This window comes from Streptomyces phaeofaciens (assembly GCF_014648915.1).
Lineage (GTDB): Bacteria > Actinomycetota > Actinomycetes > Streptomycetales > Streptomycetaceae > Streptomyces > Streptomyces phaeofaciens.
This window is the reverse complement of the sequence record NZ_BMSA01000012.1, coordinates 191,777-206,807: the sequence shown is the minus strand read 5'-3', so window position 1 is coordinate 206,807 and position 15,031 is coordinate 191,777. Positions and strand designations below refer to the sequence as shown.

Below are 15,031 nucleotides of genomic sequence, written 5' to 3'. Positions count from 1 at the left end.
ACCTCCGTCTTCGCGATGTTTCACGTGGAACGTCACTTCTCTGAGTGATGTTTCACATGAAACATCGGCAGACGGTAGCCGCTGCGTCGACCGCCGAACCTGTTACCGGGTAATGCCGGCGTAGGGAGACGGTCTCATGACCAACAAGGACGTACGCACGCCTGCCTCCACGCAGAACGCGGCCAGCGGAAACGCGGGCGACGCGACCGGCGGAGAGGTCGGGAAGTCCATCGGCTGGCACAAGGGGTACGTCGAGGGCACACGCCCCGATCTGCGCGTGCCGGTCCGTCAGGTGCATCTCACGAACGGGCAGTCGGTCACCCTGTACGACACCTCGGGCCCGTACACCGATCCGCTCGCCGACACCGATGTCCGCAGGGGCCTGGCGCCGCTGCGAGAGAACTGGATCATCGCTCGCGGCGACACCGAGGAGTACGCCGGCCGTCCCGTCCGCCCCGAGGACGACGGCATCAAGCACACCTCGCCCCGCGGTGGACTGCGCAACCTGGACGCGGTGTTCCCGGGGCGCCCGCGTCAGCCGCGCCGCGGCCGGGACGGCAACGCGGTCACCCAGCTCGCGTACGCGCGCCGCGGGGAGATCACGCCCGAGATGGAGTTCGTGGCCATCAGGGAGAACGTCTCTCCCGAGGTCGTCCGCGAAGAGATCGCGGCGGGCCGCGCGGTCATGCCGGTCAACGTCAACCACCCGGAGATCGAGCCGATGATCATCGGCAAGCGGTTCCTGGTGAAGGTCAACGCCAACATCGGCAACTCGGCGGTGACGTCCTCCATCGAGGAGGAGGTGGAGAAGATGACCTGGGCGACCCGCTGGGGTGCCGACACGGTCATGGACCTGTCCACCGGCCGCAACATCCACACCACCCGCGAGTGGGTGCTGCGCAACTCCCCCGTTCCCATCGGCACGGTGCCGCTGTACCAGGCGCTGGAGAAGGTCGACGGCAGGGCCGAGGAACTGACCTGGGAGATCTACAAGGACACCGTCATCGAGCAGGCCGAGCAGGGCGTGGACTACATGACGGTCCACGCGGGCGTCCGCCTCGCGTACGTCCCGCTCACCGCCAACCGCAAGACCGGCATCGTCTCCCGGGGCGGCTCGATCATGGCGGCCTGGTGCCTGGCGCACCACAAGGAGTCGTTCCTGTACGAGAACTTCGAGGAACTCTGCGAGATCCTCGCCGCCTACGACGTCACGTACTCGCTGGGCGACGGCCTGCGCCCCGGCTCCATCGCGGACGCCAACGACGCGGCGCAGTTCGCGGAGTTGCGCACGCTCGGGGAACTCAACACGATCGCCAAGCGTTTTCACGTACAGACCATGATCGAAGGCCCGGGCCATGTCCCGATGCACAAGATCAAGGAGAACATCGACCTTCAGCAGGAGATCTGCGATGAAGCTCCGTTCTATACGCTCGGCCCGCTGACGACGGACGTCGCGCCGGCGTACGACCACATCACCTCGGGCATCGGTGCCGCGATGATCGCCTGGTGGGGCACGGCGATGCTCTGCTACGTCACGCCCAAGGAACACCTGGGTCTGCCCAACCGTGACGACGTCAAGACCGGCGTCATCACCTACAAGATCGCCGCCCACGCCGCCGACCTCGCCAAGGGACACCCCGGTGCGCAGGAGTGGGACGACGCGCTGTCCGACGCCCGCTTCGAGTTCCGTTGGGAGGACCAGTTCAACCTCGCCCTCGACCCGGACACGGCCCGCGAGTTCCACGACGAGACCCTCCCCGCGGAGCCGGCCAAGACGGCCCACTTCTGCTCGATGTGCGGGCCGAAGTTCTGCTCGATGAAGATCAGCCAGAGCATCAACGAGCGGTTCGGTGGTGGGGCGGCCGACGGAGCGTCTTCCGAGGAGGTCGCGGAGGGGATGCTCCAGAAGTCGAAGGAGTTCGCGGCGAGCGGGAACCGGGTGTACCTGCCGATCGCGGACTGAAGGTCCAGGCGTAAGCGGTCAGCGCTTCCCTGTCGCGGTGAGGACATCACCAGTGCAGGGAAGCGGGGACGCCGCTCGGTCGCCCGCCCTCATGGGGTCGGGCACCACCGGGCGGCGCAGTCCCAGGAGCCCGGGCGGACCGAGCCGGTCACGGCACCAGGACGATCTTTCCGATGGTGCGCCTGGCCTCGATCGCACGGTGGGCCTCGGCGGCTTCGGCCAGCGGGTAGGTGCCTTGGACCACGACCCGGAGTCGACCTCCCTCGATGAGTTCGGTGACCCGTTCCAGCAACTCACCGGAGGGCTCGGCCGTGACCCATGCGTAGCGCAGGCCGCGGGCGGTGGCCTGTTGCTCGTCCGTCCCCGGGTCGATCGACGCTCCGACGAGCAGACCGCCCGGCCGGAGCGCGTCGAGGGAGCGCGGCCCGTAAGGTCCGCCGACCAGGTCCAGGACCACGTCCACCGGAGCCACGGCGGTCCTGAAGTCGGTGGTGGTGTGGTCGATCAGTTCGTCGGCGCCCAGCCCGCGCAGAAAGTCGTGGTTGGCCGCCCGCGCGGTACCGATGACGTATGCCCCCGATTCCTTGGCCAGCTGGACCGCGACATGGCCGACGCCGCCCGCCGCCGCGTGGATCAGTACCCGGTCACCGGGCTTGACCCGGGCCAGCACGGCCAGCGCCTGCCAGGCGGTGATGGCGACCAGCGGTACAGCCCCGGCATGCGTGAGATCGAGGTTCTTGGGTGCCGGAGCCAGCGCATCGGCCGGCACGGCGGTGAACTCGGCGTAGGAGCCGTGCCGGGCGACGGCCAGCATGCCGTACACCGCGTCACCCGGCACGAACCGCGTCACGCCCTCACCGACCCGCTCGACGACACCGGCCACGTCGTTGCCCGGCGTCCACGGCAGGGTGACCAGCTCCGGCACCCGTCCGGCCCGCAGCACCGCGTCGCCCGGATTGACTCCGGCACCGGCGACCCGCAGCAGCACCTCCCCCGGCCCGGGGACCGGCACCTCGGTCTCGGTGTAGGCGAGCACCTCAGGACCGCCGAACGCGGATTGGACGATGGCATGCATACGGGCGGACATCAGGACTCCTCGTCGGTGGGTCACGGTGTGTTCGATGTTCCGCCCGGGCAATGACTCTGCGGAAGAAGGCACTTGTCTGATATCGAGGATCCTCGTGGATACCGGTTTTGATCTGAGGAAACACGGCGGGGTGGACGTCTTCCTGCGCGACTGCCCCACCCGTGCGGTGCTGGATCTGATCGCCGGCAAGTGGACCATGCTGGTGTTGGTGGCACTCGAGGACGGCCGACCGATGCGGTTCGCCGAACTGCGTCGCCGATTGGACGGGGTGACGTCGAAGGTCCTGACACAGACCCTGCGTGCGCTGGAGCGCGAGGGCCTGCTGACGCGCAGTGTCTACCCGACCGTGCCACCGCGCGTGGAGTACCGGCTCACCCGAATGGGCCGGGAGGTGGGCGGGCTGGTGCAGAGCATCACCGACTGGTCCCAGGCCAACATCGCCGCCGTTCAGGCCGCGCGGGAGGAGTTCGACGGGCGTTCTCAGCACCCGTCCCCCGGATCCGCCTCCTGAGCCTGCCTGCCCGACCCGTTCGAGGCCCGGCTGGGGCTGAAGAGTGAGAAGCCCGGGGCCGAAGTGGTTGCCCGGGGCCGAAGGCTCGGCAGACTGGCTCCATGACAGCGCGATCCATGAGCAAGGGCGCCAATCTGCCGGTCGACGCGGGCGTGGTCCGCGCGGAACTCAGGTGGACCGAGAGGGGTGATGGACCGGACGTCGACGCCTCGGCGCTGCTGCTGACCGGGGCCGGACGGGTGCGTGACGACGGGGACTTCGTCTTCTACAACCAGCCGCGCCACGCATCCGGAGCCGTGACCCACCTCGGCAAACACGGCGTCGACGGCGCCATGACCGACACGGTCCAGGTGGACCTGACCGCGCTGGAGAGCGACATCGCGCGCGTGGTGCTCGGCGCGTCGGCCGACGGAGGCACGTTCGGGCAGGTGACCGGTCTGACGCTGAGGCTCCTCGACGCGGGAGGCCAGACCGAACTGGCCCACTTCGAGATGCAGGCCGACACCGAGACGGCGTTCATCGGAGGCGAGCTGTATCTGCGCGAGGGGCGCTGGAAGTTCCGCGCGGTCGGGCAGGGGTACGCCTCCGGACTCGCCGGGCTGGCCACCGATTTCGGGATCACCGTGGACGAGGAGCCGGCAGGGACGGCCACTCCGTCGCCTGCGGCCCCGCCCTCACCCTCACCCACCCACGTCACTCCGCTCACCCCCGCACCTCCTGTTCCTGCTGTCCCTCCCGTTTCACCGGCGACTCCACACCTGCCGCCGACCGCCCCACCCTCCGGTCCTCGTCTCACCAAGGGCGAGGAGCGGCTTCCCGTGGACATGCGCAAGCGGCTGTCCCTGCGCAAGGAACAGGTCGCCGTCAGCCTGAGCAAGCGGGGTGCGGCGGGGATCAGCGCACGCGTCATCCTCGTCCTGGACGCCTCGGGCTCGATGTCCTTCCTGTATTCCGGGGGTGTCGTGGCGGACGTCGTGGAGCGCATGGCGGCGGTGGCGGCCCAGCTCGACGACGACGGGGAGATGCAGGCCTGGACGTTCGCCAGCAACCCCGCGCGCCTCCCGGACCTCCGCCTGGGCGAGCTGCCCGAGTGGCTGCGCCTGCATGTGCGCGTCGGCGAGATCAGCCTGTTCCGACGCAACAAGAAGCCGAAGAAGGGGCTGGAACCCGGGCAGGTCGACATGCGCGCGGTCGGCATCCAGAACGAGGAGCAGAAGGCGATCGCCGAGGTCAGAGCCTATGTACGGGACACTCCCGCGCTCGCCCCCACCCTCGTGCTGTTCTTCTCCGACGGCGGGGTCTACCGCGACGCGGCGATCGAGCAGGAGCTGCGCGCGGCGGTCGAGGAGCCGATCTTCTGGCAGTTCGTCGGGCTTGGCCGTTCCCACTACGGCGTCCTGGAGCGGTTCGACCGGCTGCCCGGCCGCCGTGTCGACAACGTGGGCTTCTTCGCGGTCGACGACATCAGCACGCTCCCGGACCAGGAGCTGTACGACCGCCTGCTGTCCGAGTTCCCGTCCTGGATCACCGCCGCCGGTCAGGCGGGAATTCTCTGACCTGCACGAATGCCGGTGCCGAGGGCGTTGTCAGTGGCGGCGGCTACGTTTGAATCTGCCGACGATCAACGGGGGGCAGGTATGACGGGGGACGGCAGGGAGCGGCCGGTGCTGGTGTCGTACGCGGTGGGGTGGGACCTGGCGTCCCGCGCCCCGCTGGAGCCGCTCTCCCTCGCGCAGGCGCGGGCCCGGGACGGCTCGGGGGAGCCGTATGTGACGGTCCATCGGGTGCCGGGCCGGGCCGAGCCGGTCGAGGTGCACCTGGTGGCCTGGGCCGCGTCCCACGTGGGGGTGTGGGCGTACGACGACCAGGGACGCCGTACACGGGAGGCGGACTGGCGGCTGTTGGAACCGGAGCGGCTGTTCCTGCGCCACCTCGGGGAGTGGACGTACGACTCCGCTGAGGGGGCGGAGTCCGCTCGCTGGGCCACTCACACCTACCAGGACCTCTTTCCCGATGGGAAGGGGCGCAAGGTGATCGAGCGGCGGAACGGCGGCTCGTTCCGCACGCTGGCGGACCTTCCCGAGGGCGAGCGGTGGTGCGCCAAGGACAGCTTCGGCGCACGGGGTGCCGGTGGGCTGTTCTTCGCCGAGGGGGAGAGCGGTCCGCTGCGGCACGAGGAGCCGATCCACGAGGAGCCGGGGCACGAGAAGGCGCGGCACGGGGAACCGGGGCACCGGGAGCCGCGGGAACCGGGGACGCGCGGCGTGCCGGGCTCGGTCGGTGTGGCACCGACGCCGTTGCTGCCGCCCCGCCCGGCCCGGCCGAAGCTTCTGGAGGAGCTGTTCGTGCCGGGCACGCGCCTCGCGACCAGCTATCAGCCGGAGATGACGGTCGGTGAGGTGCGGGAGATCGCGACGCTGAGGCTGCCCAGCGGCAGGCTGACCGTCGCGGATCCGGCCTACAAGGGGGAGGACGCCGGCCGTGAGCTGGTGGAGCGGTTCGTTCCGGGGAGGTACGCCGTGCAGGCCGCCGTCGTCGCCTACGAGTACGAGTTCATGGGCGAGCACTGCGCCGTGGAGGAACCGGTCGCCGTCCGCCTCCGGCTGAGCGACGAGCCCGTCGTCTCCTGGGAGCTGGCACTCGCCGCGGGCGACGATGTGCGGCTGCTGCGGGACGAGGAGATCTTCGGCTTCGGTACCGACAGCGCCGCGGGGTCCTTCGCGGACGCCTCCGGCTGGGAAGCGCTCGCCCGGCGGGCCGTGAGCCACCAGGAAGGCGGTGAGGACGCGGTGGAGGCTCTCACCGACGGACATATACGCATCGGCGACGACACGACGGGCGGCGACCTGGTGACCTTCTGCACCGGCGGCGACGGCACCTATCCCGTCTGGCTGGGCCGTTCCCGGTCCGGCAGCCCGGTCTGCGCCGTGGTCGAGACGGCGTACCTGCCGGAGCTGACCTTGCTCTGAGAGCCGTGCGGCACACAGCACGGGACGGCCCTGCGGCGGGCATCCCGCAGGGCGGCGCCGTACAAGGACCCTTCGCCGGGGCCGGCCCGGCGATCGGCTTGCGCTTCCCGTTTCCGGGGGCTTTCGGGGGCGCAAGCCGAGGGCCTATTCCGGCTGGTGCTCCGGGCCGCCGAAGTCCGGGCTGGTGTAGTCCGGGCTGCTGTAGCTCGGGCGCGGGCCGGCTGCCGGGCCGTCGTCGGGGCTCGTGAACCCCGGGCGGTCGTAGCCGATCTTCGGCAGGCGGCCGGTCGGCGCCGGTGGGGCCGGGTCGGGGTGCAGGAGGGCCGTCGTACCAGGGTTGGCGAGAGCCTCCCCGAGAAACGGCAGGATGCCGCGTTCCAGCACGGCTTCCCGCCAGGCCTCCTTGGCCCGGGCGACCTCCTCGCTCAGTTCCCCGTACGGTCCGGCCTCCAGGGAGGGCTGGTTGCGCAGGGCGGTGAGCAGCAGGCCGACGGTCGCGACGAGGATCGCGGCCGCGGCCACGGCCCCGAACGCCCAGCCGACGTTGAGCATGGCCTGGGCGACCGTCTGCTCGGGTGCGACCGCCTTGAGGAGGTACCCGACGAGCAGGAAGATCACCGCGGCGGTTCCGGCGAGAACGGGGGTGAGGACGGCAGCGATCGCGACGGCGCCCGCGCCGGCGGCCTCGGCGGCCTGGGCGGCGTCCCCCATGGTGGTGGCGAGCCCCATCGCACCCGTGGCCGGCTCAGGGGAGCCGGACTCGTGGGTGGACGACGGGGTGGACGGCGCCGGGTGGCGCAGTTCCTCGCGGACCTTGACGTAGTGCTGGTACTCGGTCGCCGCGGCCGCCGTGATGAGCGCGGAGGCGTTGAGCGCCATGGTGCGCAGCTGTTCGGTGTTGAGCCGCTGTCCGACAGCGGTCAGTTCCGGGTGGGATGGTGCGGAGCGCAGCGCCTCGTCGAGGATCCGCTCGTACTCCTGGCGGTCCTCGCTGAGCAGGTGCTGCGGAACGCTGTTCATGTGCATCCCCCGATGCTCCGTAGGGCTTGGGGCTCGCATGCCAACGAGCCGTCGGGCAGAAACGGAGGGGAGCCTGCTACGGATAGTCCGATGGTAGAGCGGCGACGGCATGAGGTGACAGGGGGTTTGCGGAAATTGGCCCCTGGCCTGCGACGTCCTTGACAGGTTCGACGCCGGGATACATCTGCCCCGGCGTCACCCCGATATGACCGCCGGAACGCTCAGCTGTCCAGAGGCAGTTGCTGGACCAGCAGCTTTCCGGCCATCGTCACTCCGCCGTCCATGGCGATGGCCAGTCCCTCGGCGTAGAGGTGCGGTCCTTCGACCCGCGGACCGCCGTTGTCCTCGCCGTCCTCGGAGCCGACGTCGCCCAGCAGGTAGGGAATCGGGCTGTGGCCGTGAACGATGCGGGTGCCGCCGTACGTATCGAGCAGGGAACGGACGGCGTCGGCTCCCCCTTCGTCCCGGAAGGAGAAACGCTTGGTGAACTTGCGGAACAGGTCCCACACTTCGTCCGCGTCGTTACGCGTGATCGTCTCGCGGACGGTGTCGTTGACCGCCTCGATCGAGTCGCCGTAGTCGAGGTAGGCGGTGGTGTCGGAGTGGACGAGCAGATGACCGTCGACGGCCTCCATGGCGTCGAGGCGCGCCATCCACTGGAGGTGGTGGTCCTGGAGCCGGTCCATGTCGTACTTCTGGCCGCCGTTGAGCAGCCAGGCCGCCTGGAAGGTGGCGGTGCCCGCGCCGGAGTTGACGGGGGTGTCGCCGAAGCGCTTGGCGCCGAGCAGGAGCAGCTCGTGGTTGCCCATGAGCGCCTTGCAGTAGCCGCCGGCCGCGGCGGCCTCGGCGGACAGCCGCATCACGAGATCGATGACGCCGATGCCGTCCGGGCCGCGGTCGGTGAAGTCGCCGAGGAACCAGAGCCGGGCGGTGCCGGCGCACCAGCGGCCGGCCGCGTCGATCAGGCCCTTGTCCTGGAGCGCGGCGACCAGCTCGTCGAGGTAGCCGTGCACGTCGCCGACGACGAACAGCGGGCCCGGGCCGGTCGCGGCCGGCGCGGCCTGGACGGGCGCCGGGTCGACGGTCACCTGGAGTGTGTCGCCCCGGTTGATGACGGGCAGATCGCGCTGGGTCGGCGTGTAGCCGTCCGGGGGATCGAGGGGGGCGTCGAGAGGCGGCGCGGCATTGCCGGGATGCGCGCTGTGGTCGTACGGACCGGTCTCGTGGACGTAAGCGGGCACCCGGAAGTCGCGCAACGTCGCCGTCCGCTCCACCTCGGGTCCCTGACCGGCCCCCTGAGTCATCAGACCCCTCCACCATCGCGCCGCATCTGCACTCTTCGGGCTGCTTGGTCGCAGCGGCCCGCGGTGCCGTGGGCCCATCATAGGAATGCGGATCGTGCCGTGTGATGACCCAGGGGTGGTGAATCGGAGCAAGGCTCCAGTTCATCGCGGCTTTCGCCCCGATTGGGCCGGGCTTCGGCAGCGCCCCAGGTGACCGATGGCTGGGGTGTCCCGCGCTTCGAGCGCGGGCCGGAAGGTGCCGTGGGGCCACCCCGGGGCGAGCCGGGCTTCGAGCGAGGAACTGGGAGGACCCGGGGAGGACCGGGGCGCGACGGCTCGCCGACGGGACGGGGACGGGCGTACGGGACTTCCCTCCCGTATCTGCGCAACACCCCCGGCGCCCGCCCGACGGACCCCGCCCCGAGAGTCGGTGACCGGCTGCGGGGCACCGACGACGGCCTGCGACGGCCCTCCACCCCGCTTCGGAGCGCCGCCCCGGCCGCTGAGGGGCCCCGCTGACCAGGCCTGCTGCTCGACCAGCCACCCCCCAGGCGGCGCAGCCCTCATGCGCCGCCTTCGTACGTCGCCGACGTCGGCCTCCCGCAACCGACTTCCGCAACCGACTTCCGCAACCGACTCCCGCGACCAGACCCCGGCGCTCTCCCCGAGGCCGAACCTGGGGCAGCAACCCCCTGCCCCAGGCCCCCGCCGCCGGTCCGTCCCCAATCCCTCCCCGGTCCCTCCCCCACGGCAGCCCCCCGGGCCGCCCCAGGCGCCTCACCGGACACAAGCGCCCCCGCGCCCGCGCTCCGGATCCGGCGCCCCGACTCCCGCCCTACCCCGCTTCAGGCGCCCGGGGCGGGCTGACCGTCGTCCGAGGTGGACGTCGCTGAGAAGAGGTACGGACGATCAGTTCGGTCGGTATCACCTGTTCGACGGGCCGGTCCGATTCCAGGCCCTCGATCGCGTCGATCAGGAGCTGGACCACCGCCGTGCCGATGCGGCGCGGTTTCAGCGAGAGCGTGGTGATCGGCGGCTCGGTGTTCGCGTACACGGTGGACTCGCTGCAGCACACCAGCAGCAGATCCTCCGGCACCCGCAGCCCGTAGCGGCGGGCGGCGGCGAGCAGATCGGTGCCGTTGGGGTCGAACAGGCCGTAGACCGCGTCGGGGCGGTCGGGGCGGGCCAGCAGCCGGTCCGCTGCCACGGCGCCCGCGCACGGGTCGTGGGCGGGGTACGACTCGTAGACGGGATCCTGCCCGACCCGCTCGCACCAGCGCAGGTACGCCGTGGTCGACAGATGCGTGTAGGTGTCCGTCGAGGTCCCCGTCAGCAGGCCGATCCGGCGGGCGCCGGCGTCGGCCAGGTGGTCGAGGATGTCGAGGACGGCGGCCTCGTGGTCGTTGTCGACCCATGCGGTGACCGGCAGCGTGCCGGCCGGGCGGCCGTCGGAGACGACCGGTAAGCCCTGGCGCACGAGCTCGCTGACCACCGGATCCTGGTCGGACGGGTCGATGACGACCGTGCCGTCCAGGGCGACGTTCGACCACACGTCGTGGCGCGAGGTCGCGGGGAGGATGACGAGCGCGTAGCCGCGGGCGAGCGCGGCCGAGGTCGCGGCGCGCGCCATCTCGGCGAAGTACGCGAATTCGGTGAAGGTGAAAGGTTCATCCCCGTACGTCGTCACGGTCAGGCCAATGAGTCCTGACTTGCCGGTACGGAGGGTTCGGGCTGCCGCCGAGGGGCGGTAGCCGAGTCGGTCGGCGACCTCGCGGACATGGCGTCGGGTGGCATCGGGGAGCCTGCCCTTGCCGTTGAGGGCGTCGGAGACGGTCGTGATGGAGACCCCGGCGGCGGCGGCCACGTCCCTGATGCCCGCCCGGCCCGGCCGGCTGCCTCGGCGTGAGGTTTCCGCGCGGCTCACCTGGTGCTTCCCTGCTGCTGTCATGGCGAGCCGATAGTAGGGCTCATCCGGTGGGGTAGGGCGGACGCATATGCACGCGTTGACAGGCACGTTTCTGCAAGGTCATAGGTGCCCAAATGCCTTGGAAACAAAGTCAGTTGACCGCTTACTTGGCAGGACGTGGCGCGTCGGCACGCATGAGCCTGCCAACGCACCGATGTTTCGAAGAGGTCTCAACTCACCTGCACGAGGGATGCGCGCCACGGCGCGAGCTACCGGCGCATAGATATATGTGCGGAGCGCCCCCCGATTCGTACACCTTCATCCTCAGAGATCACAGAAGGCCACCCAGCTCCGCCACAGCTGTTCGCACCCGCGCCGAATCCTCATAAGGTGAGCAGTATTGAAGCCGGTTGTGGTCATGAGGAGGACTGCGGTGAGCGAGACGAGCCCCAAGCTGCGCGCCGAGCTGGAGGGGATTCCCACCTACAAGCCGGGCAAGCCCGCCGCGGCAGGCGGTCCCGTGGCTTACAAGCTGTCCTCCAACGAGAACCCCTACCCGCCGCTGCCCGGGGTGATGGAGGCGGTGACGGCCGCCGCCGCCTCCTTCAACCGTTATCCGGACCTGTCGTGCGCGGCCCTGGTCGAGGAGCTGGCCGGATGCTTCGGCGTGCCCGCCTCCCACCTGGCCACCGGCACCGGCTCGGTCGGTGTCGCCCAGCAGCTGATCCAGGCCACCGCGGGTCCGGGCGACGAGGTGCTCTACGCCTGGCGGTCCTTCGAGGCGTACCCGATCATCGTGCAGATCAGCGGTGCCACGTCGGTGCAGGTCCCGCTGACGGCGGGGGATGTGCACGACCTGGACGCGATGGCCGACGCGATCACCGACCGGACCCGGTTGATCTTCGTCTGCAACCCCAACAACCCGACCGGCACCACCGTGCGCCGGGCCGAGCTGGAACGGTTCCTCGACCGGGTGCCGAGCGATGTGCTGGTGGTGATCGACGAGGCCTACCGGGAGTTCGTCCGCGACCGCGAGGTGCCCGACGGCGTCGAGCTGTACCGGAACCGGCCGAACGTCTGCGTCCTGCGGACCTTCTCGAAGGCCTACGGTCTCGCCGGACTGCGGATCGGTTTCGCGATCGCGCACGAGCCGGTGGCGACGGCGCTGCGCAAGACGGCGGTGCCGTTCGGGGTGAGCCAGCTGGCGCAGGAGGCGGCGATCGCCTCGCTGCGGGCCGAGGACGAGCTGTTCGGCCGGGTCGGCTCGCTGGTCGGGGAGCGCACCCGGGTGCTCGAGGGGCTGCGTGCCCAGGGCTGGACGGTGCCGGACACCCAGGCCAACTTCGTGTGGCTGCGGCTGGGCGAGCCCACGGTCGCCTTCGCGGCGGCCTGTGAGCAGCACGGTGTCGTGGTGCGGCCGTTCCCGGGCGAGGGTGTGCGGGTGACGATCGGCGAGGCCGAGGCGAACGACATCTTCCTGAAGGTCGCGGAAGGGTTCCGCCGGGAGCTGTAGCGGGGCCGCAGTCGGCCGGCGGGCGCCCACGGAATGCCGTGGGCGCCCGTTTCCGCTGGTCAGGCGGTGGTGAGGGGGGTTTCCGCAGGTAAGCGGGACCCCCCTTCGCATGTCGAAAATCAGTGCGTCATAATTGCTTGTGAATGTGAACGCGTTCACAAGCGTGTCCCGGTTGCTCCAGTGATGTGTGTGACATAAGGGGCAAACTGCCGCTGTACCACGGCACGTAAGGAGACTGACGACGTGGACTTGGCTTTGGCGCCAGAGACTCTGGCGCGTTGGCAGTTCGGCATCACGACCGTCTACCACTTCCTGTTCGTCCCCCTGACGATCTCGCTGGCCGCCCTCACCGCCGGTCTCCAGACCGCGTGGGTGCGCACGGAGAAGGAGAAGTACCTCAGGGCCACCAAGTTCTGGGGCAAGCTCTTCCTGATCAACATCGCGATGGGTGTCGTCACCGGCATCGTGCAGGAGTTCCAGTTCGGCATGAACTGGTCCGACTACTCGCGCTTCGTCGGCGACGTCTTCGGCGCCCCGCTGGCCTTCGAGGCCCTCATCGCGTTCTTCTTCGAGTCCACCTTCATCGGTCTGTGGATCTTCGGCTGGGACAGGCTGCCGAAGAAGATCCACCTGGCCTGCATCTGGATGGTCTCGATCGGTACGGTCCTGTCGGCCTACTTCATCCTCGCGGCGAACTCGTGGATGCAGCACCCGGTCGGCTACCGGATCAACGAGGCGAAGGGCCGGGCCGAGCTCACCGACTTCTGGCACGTGCTCACCCAGAACACCGCGCTGGCCCAGGCCTTCCACACCCTCTCCGCGGCCTTCCTCACCGGCGGCGCCTTCATGGTCGGCATCTCCGCCTTCCATCTGCTGCGCAAGAAGCACATCCGGGAGATGAAGACCTCGCTGCGGCTCGGCCTGGTCACGATCGCCATCGGAGGGCTGCTCACCGCGGTCAGCGGTGACGTCCTCGGCAAGATCATGTTCGAGCAGCAGCCGATGAAGATGGCCGCCGCCGAGGCCCTGTGGGACGGCGAGGCGCCCGCGCCCTTCTCGGTCTTCGCCTACGGCGATGTCGACCAGGGCCACAACAAGGTCGCCATAGAGATCCCGGGGTTGCTGTCGTTCCTCGCCAACGACGACTTCAGCTCCTACGTCCCCGGCATCAACGACGTCAACAAGGCCGAACAGGAGCAGTTCGGGCCCGGCGACTACCGGCCCAACATCCCCGTCGCGTACTGGGGCTTCCGCTGGATGATCGGCTTCGGCATGACGTCCTTCGCCCTCGGCCTGGCCGGGCTGTGGCTGACCCGGAAGAAGTTCCTGCTGCCGCAGCACCTGCGGGTGGGTGACGACGAGGTGCCGCACCTGGTGCTGTTCCGCAAGAAGGCCCTCAGCCCCAAGTTCACCCGCCTGTACTGGCTCGCCGCGATCTGGACCCTGGGCTTCCCGCTGATCGCCAACTCCTGGGGCTGGATCTTCACCGAGATGGGCCGCCAGCCCTGGGTCGTCTACGGCGTCCTCCAGACCCGCGACGCGGTCTCCCCCGGTGTCTCCCAGGCCGAGGTCCTCACCTCGATGATCGTCTTCACGGCCCTGTACGCCATCCTCGCCGTCATCGAGGTCAAGCTGCTGGTGAAGTACGTGAAGGCCGGCCCGCCCGAGCTGAGCGAGGCCGACCTCAACCCGCCCACGAAGATCGGCGGCGACTCCCGTGACGCCGACAAGCCGATGGCCTTCTCGTACTAGGCCGAGGGAGCTGCACAGTCATGGAACTGCACGACGTCTGGTTCGTCCTGATCGCCGTCCTGTGGATCGGCTACTTCTTCCTGGAGGGCTTCGACTTCGGGGTCGGTGTCCTCACCAAGCTGCTGGCCCGTGACCGGCCCGAGAAGCGGGTGCTGATCAACACGATCGGGCCGGTCTGGGACGGCAACGAGGTATGGCTGCTCACGGCGGGGGGTGCGACCTTCGCCGCCTTCCCCGAGTGGTACGCCACCCTCTTCTCCGGCTTCTACCTGCCGCTGCTGTTCATCCTGGTCTGCCTGATCGTGCGAGGCGTCGCCTTCGAGTACCGGGCCAAGCGGCCCGAGGAGAACTGGCAGCGCAACTGGGAGACCGCGATCTTCTGGACCTCGCTCCTTCCCGCCTTCCTCTGGGGTGTGGCCTTCGGCAACATCGTGCGAGGCGTGAAGATCGACCAGAACTTCGAGTACGTCGGCGGCTTCTGGGACCTGCTCAACCCGTACGCCCTGCTCGGCGGGCTGGTGACGCTGACGCTGTTCACCTTCCACGGTGCGGTGTTCACGGCCCTCAAGACCGTCGGTGAGATCCGGGAACGGGCGCGGAAGCTGGCGCTCCAGGTCGGCCTGGTGGCCGCCGTGTGCGCGCTGGTCTTCCTGCTCTGGACCCAGGTCGACAACGGTGACGGCCAGAGCCTGGTCGCGCTGGTCGTGGCGGTCGCCGCCCTGGTCGCGGCCCTGGTGGCCAACCAGGCGGGGCGTGAGGGCTGGGCGTTCGCGTTCTCCGGCGCCACCATCGTGGCCGCCGTGGCGATGCTCTTCCTGACGCTCTTTCCGAACGTCATGCCGTCCTCGCTCAACGAGAGCTGGAGCCTCACGGTGACCAACGCCTCGTCGAGCCCCTACACCCTGAAGATCATGACCTGGTGCGCGGTGATCGCCACACCGGTCGTGATGCTCTACCAGGGCTGGACCTACTGGGTGTTCCGCAAGCGGATCGGCACGCATCACATCGCCGACGCCGCTCACTGAGT

General features: G+C 69.6%; 11 protein-coding genes. 7 read left to right on the top strand and 4 right to left on the bottom strand.

Features of this window, described 5'->3' with window-relative positions; translation table 11 throughout:
* Positions 1–136: 136 nt before the first annotated feature.
* Positions 137–1,963 carry a phosphomethylpyrimidine synthase ThiC gene (gene thiC, locus IE275_RS21490; RefSeq protein WP_229870421.1) on the top strand — a complete coding sequence of 609 codons (1,827 nt, stop codon included), beginning with the start codon at positions 137–139 and terminating at the stop codon, positions 1,961–1,963.
* Positions 1,964–2,111: 148 nt separating this feature from the next.
* On the opposite strand, the gene IE275_RS21485 is transcribed toward thiC, so the two are convergent.
* Positions 2,112–3,050, bottom strand: a complete 939-nt coding sequence (locus tag IE275_RS21485) for an NADP-dependent oxidoreductase (protein WP_189712961.1) — start codon at positions 3,048–3,050, stop codon at positions 2,112–2,114.
* A 34-nt stretch (positions 3,051–3,084) separates the two neighbouring features.
* On the opposite strand from IE275_RS21485, the gene IE275_RS21480 reads away from it, so the two are divergent.
* The 3 genes from IE275_RS21480 to IE275_RS21470 all read left to right on the top strand — a co-directional run bounded on the left by IE275_RS21480 (position 3,085) and on the right by IE275_RS21470 (position 6,530).
* Positions 3,085–3,561 (top strand): winged helix-turn-helix transcriptional regulator, encoded by a 477-nt coding sequence (locus tag IE275_RS21480; RefSeq protein WP_189712960.1) that lies wholly within the window; start codon positions 3,085–3,087, stop codon positions 3,559–3,561.
* A 101-nt stretch (positions 3,562–3,662) separates the two neighbouring features.
* Positions 3,663–5,117 (top strand): VWA domain-containing protein, encoded by a 1,455-nt coding sequence (locus IE275_RS21475; protein WP_189712959.1) that lies wholly within the window; start codon positions 3,663–3,665, stop codon positions 5,115–5,117.
* Positions 5,118–5,198: 81 nt separating this feature from the next.
* A complete protein-coding gene (locus IE275_RS21470; RefSeq protein WP_189712958.1) occupies positions 5,199–6,530 on the top strand; it encodes a DUF4241 domain-containing protein in 1,332 nt (443 codons plus the stop codon).
* A 144-nt stretch (positions 6,531–6,674) separates the two neighbouring features.
* Here the strand turns inward: IE275_RS21470 and IE275_RS21465 are convergent, their stop codons facing one another.
* The 3 genes from IE275_RS21465 to IE275_RS21455 form a co-directional block, all read right to left on the bottom strand.
* Complete coding sequence (locus tag IE275_RS21465) at positions 6,675–7,556, bottom strand: hypothetical protein (RefSeq protein ID WP_189712957.1); 882 nt, start codon at positions 7,554–7,556, stop codon at positions 6,675–6,677.
* Between the two features lie 215 nt (positions 7,557–7,771).
* Positions 7,772–8,854 carry a metallophosphoesterase gene (locus tag IE275_RS21460; protein ID WP_189712956.1) on the bottom strand — a complete coding sequence of 361 codons (1,083 nt, stop codon included), beginning with the start codon at positions 8,852–8,854 and terminating at the stop codon, positions 7,772–7,774.
* Between the two features lie 814 nt (positions 8,855–9,668).
* A complete protein-coding gene (locus tag IE275_RS21455) occupies positions 9,669–10,781 on the bottom strand; it encodes a LacI family DNA-binding transcriptional regulator (RefSeq protein WP_189712955.1) in 1,113 nt (370 codons plus the stop codon).
* Between the two features lie 391 nt (positions 10,782–11,172).
* Here IE275_RS21455 and hisC point away from each other — a divergent pair, with 391 nt between their 5' ends.
* The 3 genes from hisC to cydB all read left to right on the top strand — a co-directional run bounded on the left by hisC (position 11,173) and on the right by cydB (position 15,029).
* Positions 11,173–12,252 carry a histidinol-phosphate transaminase gene (hisC, locus tag IE275_RS21450; protein ID WP_229870420.1) on the top strand — a complete coding sequence of 360 codons (1,080 nt, stop codon included), beginning with the start codon at positions 11,173–11,175 and terminating at the stop codon, positions 12,250–12,252.
* Positions 12,253–12,495: 243 nt separating this feature from the next.
* Complete coding sequence (locus IE275_RS21445) at positions 12,496–14,004, top strand: cytochrome ubiquinol oxidase subunit I (RefSeq protein WP_189712953.1); 1,509 nt, start codon at positions 12,496–12,498, stop codon at positions 14,002–14,004.
* A gap of 20 nt (positions 14,005–14,024) precedes the next feature.
* Positions 14,025–15,029: a cytochrome d ubiquinol oxidase subunit II gene (gene cydB / locus IE275_RS21440; RefSeq protein WP_189712952.1), complete on the top strand. Its 1,005-nt coding sequence runs from the start codon at positions 14,025–14,027 to the stop codon at positions 15,027–15,029.
* Positions 15,030–15,031 lie beyond the last annotated feature (2 nt).

What these genes read in the sequence shown, in the direction of transcription:
- thiC (WP_229870421.1), top strand. Translation starts at nt 137, where the DNA reads ATGACCAACAAGGACGTACGCACGCCTGCCTCCACGCAGAACGCGGCC.
- IE275_RS21485 (WP_189712961.1), bottom strand. Translation starts at nt 3,050, where the DNA reads ATGTCCGCCCGTATGCATGCCATCGTCCAATCCGCGTTCGGCGGTCCT.
- IE275_RS21480 (WP_189712960.1), top strand. Translation starts at nt 3,085, where the DNA reads ATGTTCCGCCCGGGCAATGACTCTGCGGAAGAAGGCACTTGTCTGATA.
- IE275_RS21475 (WP_189712959.1), top strand. Translation starts at nt 3,663, where the DNA reads ATGACAGCGCGATCCATGAGCAAGGGCGCCAATCTGCCGGTCGACGCG.
- IE275_RS21470 (WP_189712958.1), top strand. Translation starts at nt 5,199, where the DNA reads ATGACGGGGGACGGCAGGGAGCGGCCGGTGCTGGTGTCGTACGCGGTG.
- IE275_RS21465 (WP_189712957.1), bottom strand. Translation starts at nt 7,556, where the DNA reads ATGCACATGAACAGCGTTCCGCAGCACCTGCTCAGCGAGGACCGCCAG.
- IE275_RS21460 (WP_189712956.1), bottom strand. Translation starts at nt 8,854, where the DNA reads ATGACTCAGGGGGCCGGTCAGGGACCCGAGGTGGAGCGGACGGCGACG.
- IE275_RS21455 (WP_189712955.1), bottom strand. Translation starts at nt 10,781, where the DNA reads ATGACAGCAGCAGGGAAGCACCAGGTGAGCCGCGCGGAAACCTCACGC.
- cydB (WP_189712952.1), top strand. Translation starts at nt 14,025, where the DNA reads ATGGAACTGCACGACGTCTGGTTCGTCCTGATCGCCGTCCTGTGGATC.